General features: G+C 59.7%; 4 protein-coding genes. 1 reads left to right on the plus strand and 3 read right to left on the minus strand.

Annotation, left to right across the window (positions count from 1 at the left end):
* From fliH to fliF, 3 genes are all read right to left on the minus strand, one after another.
* The coding region (gene fliH, locus HP459_RS21865) for a flagellar assembly protein FliH (protein ID WP_171936830.1) at positions 1 to 631 on the minus strand (631 nt) is incomplete at its 3' end.
* Complete coding sequence (fliG, locus tag HP459_RS21870; RefSeq protein WP_003859608.1) at positions 624 to 1,622, minus strand: flagellar motor switch protein FliG; 999 nt, start codon at positions 1,620 to 1,622, stop codon at positions 624 to 626. The genes fliH and fliG, both read right to left, overlap by 8 nt.
* The gene (fliF, locus tag HP459_RS21875) at positions 1,615 to 3,297 is read right to left on the minus strand and encodes a flagellar basal-body MS-ring/collar protein FliF (protein WP_022648549.1); all 1,683 of its coding nucleotides are present in this window, start codon (positions 3,295 to 3,297) and stop codon (positions 1,615 to 1,617) included. Before fliF ends, fliG begins: the two co-directional genes overlap by 8 nt.
* Before the next feature lie 228 nt (positions 3,298 to 3,525).
* On the opposite strand from fliF, the gene fliE reads away from it, so the two are divergent.
* Positions 3,526 to 3,827, plus strand: a 302-nt coding sequence (gene fliE, locus HP459_RS21880; RefSeq protein WP_171936831.1) for a flagellar hook-basal body complex protein FliE, incomplete at its 3' end; no start/stop codon positions are given.

The following is a 3,827-nucleotide window of genomic DNA, read 5'->3' on the forward strand; positions in this document are numbered from 1 at the left end:
CCGCCGAGACCTTACAGCCTCCGTGATGGAGCGACGGATCGCCGCGCAGCCGCCAGCCGTGCAGGCTCAGCGTCGCGCCGAGGCTCTCTTCCACGCGCTGCAAATCATCAGGATGCACGCGCAGCTGCGGTTTGCCGCTGAACAGCGGCTCCTGCTGGAGCAGCCCCTGGATTTGCTTAATCAGCGCGGCGTTATCCACGACCGGCGTCTGGCCGATCACCTGACGGGCCGCCTCCAGCGCCATCTGCATCAGGCGCGAGGCAATCACGCTGTCCAGCGCATCCAGCGTGTGCTGAAACTCGCTCACCAGCTGCTGCATGCGGGCATGCAGCGGCGCCTGCTGCTGGCGCGCCTGCTCAATGCCCTGCTCTAAACCTTTCGCCAGCCCTTCCTGATAACCCTGTGCGTGCCCGGTCTGACGGCCTTCGTTCATCCCGGCGTTGAAGCCCTGCTCGTGCGCCTGCATTTGCATCTGGGCCAGCATCTGGGCGCGCTGTTCCTCTTCACTCAGCTCGGGCACGCCCGCCCCGGCGTCGCCCTCATCGGACGACACTATGGCAGGGGTGAACTCTGCGGTGGGAGGGGAGAGGTCGTCAGGCGTCCAGCGCTTCCACGACAGTTCATCAGACATAGGTGTCGTCTCCGCTGCCAATCACCATCTCGCCGGTTTCTGCCAGACGACGAACAATAAGCAGGATCGCTTTCTGTTCGTTCTCCACCTGAGACAAACGCACCGGGCCACGGTTGGCCAGGTCGTCGCGCAGGATATCGGCCGCACGCTGGGACATGTTGCGCAGGAACTTCTCGCGCAGCGGCTGCTCGGCGCCTTTGAGGGCGATAAGCAGGGACTCCGAATCCACTTCCTGAAGCAGGCGCTGAATGCTGCGATCGTCCACTTCGACCAGGTTTTCGAACAGGAACATCTCGTCGATAATTTTCTGCGCCAGTTCGCCGTCGAACTCGCGCACCGCCGTAATAACCGCCTCTTCCTGCTGCGTTTTCATCAGGTTGATGATTTCCGCTGCCGTTCTCACGCCGCCCATTTTGCTGCGCTTGAGGTTCTGGCCGTCGAGCAGGTTGTTCAGCACTTCGGTCAGCTCCGCCAACGCGGCTGGCTGGACGCCGCCGAAGGTGGCGATACGCAGCATCACGTCGTGGCGCAGGCGCTCGTCGAACAGCGCCAGAATATCGGCCGCCTGGCCCCGTTTGAGGTGGACCAGAATGGTGGCGATAATCTGCGGGTGCTCGTCGCGAATAAGATCGGCGGCGCTTTGCGGTTCCATAAAGTTGAGCGTTTCGATCCCGCTGGCGGTGTCGCGCGTTTCGAGAATATCTTCCAGCAGGCTGGCGGCGCGCTCTTCGCCCAGCGCCTTAACCAGCACGGAGCGCAGGTATTCGTTGGCGTTGACGTTGAGCGCAGCAAACTGCTCGGCTTCCTGCTCAAACTCCGCCAGCACTTCGGTCAGTTGCTTGTTGGAGATCTGGCGCACGTTGGCCATCGCCGCGCTGAGGATCTGCACTTCTCGCTGAGAGAGGTGTTTAAACACCTCCGCCGCGCGATCTTCGCCAATGGTCATCAGCAGGATGACGCTCTTATCGGTGCCTGTAAGCGTATTACTCATGTTCGTTACCCATCCAACCGCGGATGACCAGCGCGACGACGCGCGGATCGTTATCTGACATTTCGCGAATGCGCTGGCTCATCACCTCTGCGCCCATACGCTGGTTAGCACGGCGCTGCTGCATCTGTTCATCTTTGCTGAGACGAACTTCAACCGCTTCTTCCTCGTCCGGACGCGCGTTCTTCTGTTCCAGCGCAGCTTTTTCGGCTTCAGCGCGACGCTGAAGCTGAGGACGGACACCCTTACGCCACAGCAGCCACGCGACAATCAGCACCAGCAGCCAGCGGCCTGCGGACATCAGCTGATCGAAGAACGCCTGCTGTTGCCAGAACGGCAGTTCGCCACCGGTCTCATCCACCGGGTTGAACGGTGAGTTCACAACGTTGAGGGTATCGCCACGTTTTTCAGAGAAGCCCATCGCTTCGCGGGTCAAATCTTCGATCTGCTTCATCTGCTCCGCCGTGAGCGGCAGCGGTTTACCGTCCGGCAGCGTTTTGTAGTTCACCACCACGGCAACAGAGAGACGCTGAATATCGCCCGTGTTCAGTTTGGTATGGCGGATAGTCCGGTCGACTTCGTAGTTGGTCGTTTCGTTACGGCTGCTGTTACGCGGGCCGGCACTGTTCGCGGTCGAGGTCGTCTGCTGATTCGTTTGCTGACCGTTCTGCGGGTTGGCCGGCGGCGTGGAGATTGGCGCGGCGTTGGCAGGCGCAGGCTGGTTAGAGAGCGCACCCGGCACACCGCCAGGATACTGGCCACCGACCTGTTCCGTCTCATTGATCTGACGCGAGCGTAACACGGCGCGAGAAGCATCCCCGTTCGGGGCGTACTGCTCTTCGGTCTGTTCTTTATTCGAGAAATCAATCTGCGCGGTGACCTGCGCATGCACGTTGCTGTTGCCCACCACCGGGCCCAGAATCGCTTCGATGCGACGCTGGAGACGGCCTTCCACGTCGGCAGCGTATTTCAGCTGGGCGTCGTTGAGATCGCGCCCGGCGGTGTTGGACTGCGTCAGCAGGTGACCGCTCTGATCCACCAGCGTAACGTTACCCGGCGGCAGACCGGCTACCGCACTGGAGACCAGGTGCGTGACGGCGCTGATCTGCCCTTCATCCAGCGCACGACCGGGTTCGAGGTTAACCGTCACAGAGGCAGAAGGGGACTTTTGTTCGCGAACAAACAGGGACGGCTTTGGCATCGCCAGGTGCACGCGGGCACTTTTCACCGGGCCTAAGGTTTCAATCGTACGGGCCAGCTCACCTTCCAGCGCGCGCTGGTAGTTAACCTGCTCGCTGAACTGGCTGATGCCGAATTTTTCCTGATCCAGCAGTTCAAACCCAACCGCGCCGCCTTTCGGCAGCCCCTGCTGGGCGAGACGCAGGCGAAGCTCGTGCACTTTATCTGCCGGCACTTCAAGCGCACCGCCGTTATCGGCAAAGCGATACGGGATGTTCATCTGGGTCAACTGGGTGACGATGGCACCGCCATCCTGGTCGGAAAGGTTGCTGTAGAGCGTGCGGTAATCCGGGCTTTTTGCCCATAAGACCATCGCGACAACGATCGCAATGGCGGCAGCGCCTGCCACAATCAACGGGATCTTAGGGTTGGCGCGAAGGCGGTTCATCCACTCGAGTGATTTATTCTGCGGCGCTGTCGATGCTGCTGTCGCACTCATTGCGCACCTCTTAAATCCTGGTGGTTTACGTTATTCGTGTAGAGAAACAAAACTGACTCCCGGGTCGGCAAACACGACAAAAGTTCCATACTGATGGCCCTGCCATTATTTGATGATTCGGGATTTTCTATGCGTTAAATAACCTGGTTTTTTAACGCTATTTACCGCCATTATCTTATTGACAAGCTGTTAGTCTTGACCTCGTAAAAAACCATCCAGGGGAGAGTCATGGCTATACAGGGCATTGAAGGGGTACTCAGTCAGTTACAGGCAACGGCGATGACCGCCCGTAATCAGAGCGTGGCTGACCAGCCGCAGGGCATTAGCTTCGCCGGTCAACTGCATGCGGCGCTGGACCGGATCAGCGATAAGCAAAACGCGGCCCGTACCCAGGCTGAGAGATTTACCCTCGGTGAACCCGGCGTGGCGCTCAACGATGTGATGGCCGATCTGCAAAAAGCGTCGGTGTCATTGCAGATGGGGTTGCAGGTACGTAACAAGCTGGTGTCGGCGTATCAGGACGTGATGTC

The sequence above is a fragment of the Enterobacter sp. CM29 genome (assembly GCF_013179605.1).
Classification (GTDB): domain Bacteria; phylum Pseudomonadota; class Gammaproteobacteria; order Enterobacterales; family Enterobacteriaceae; genus Enterobacter; species Enterobacter intestinihominis.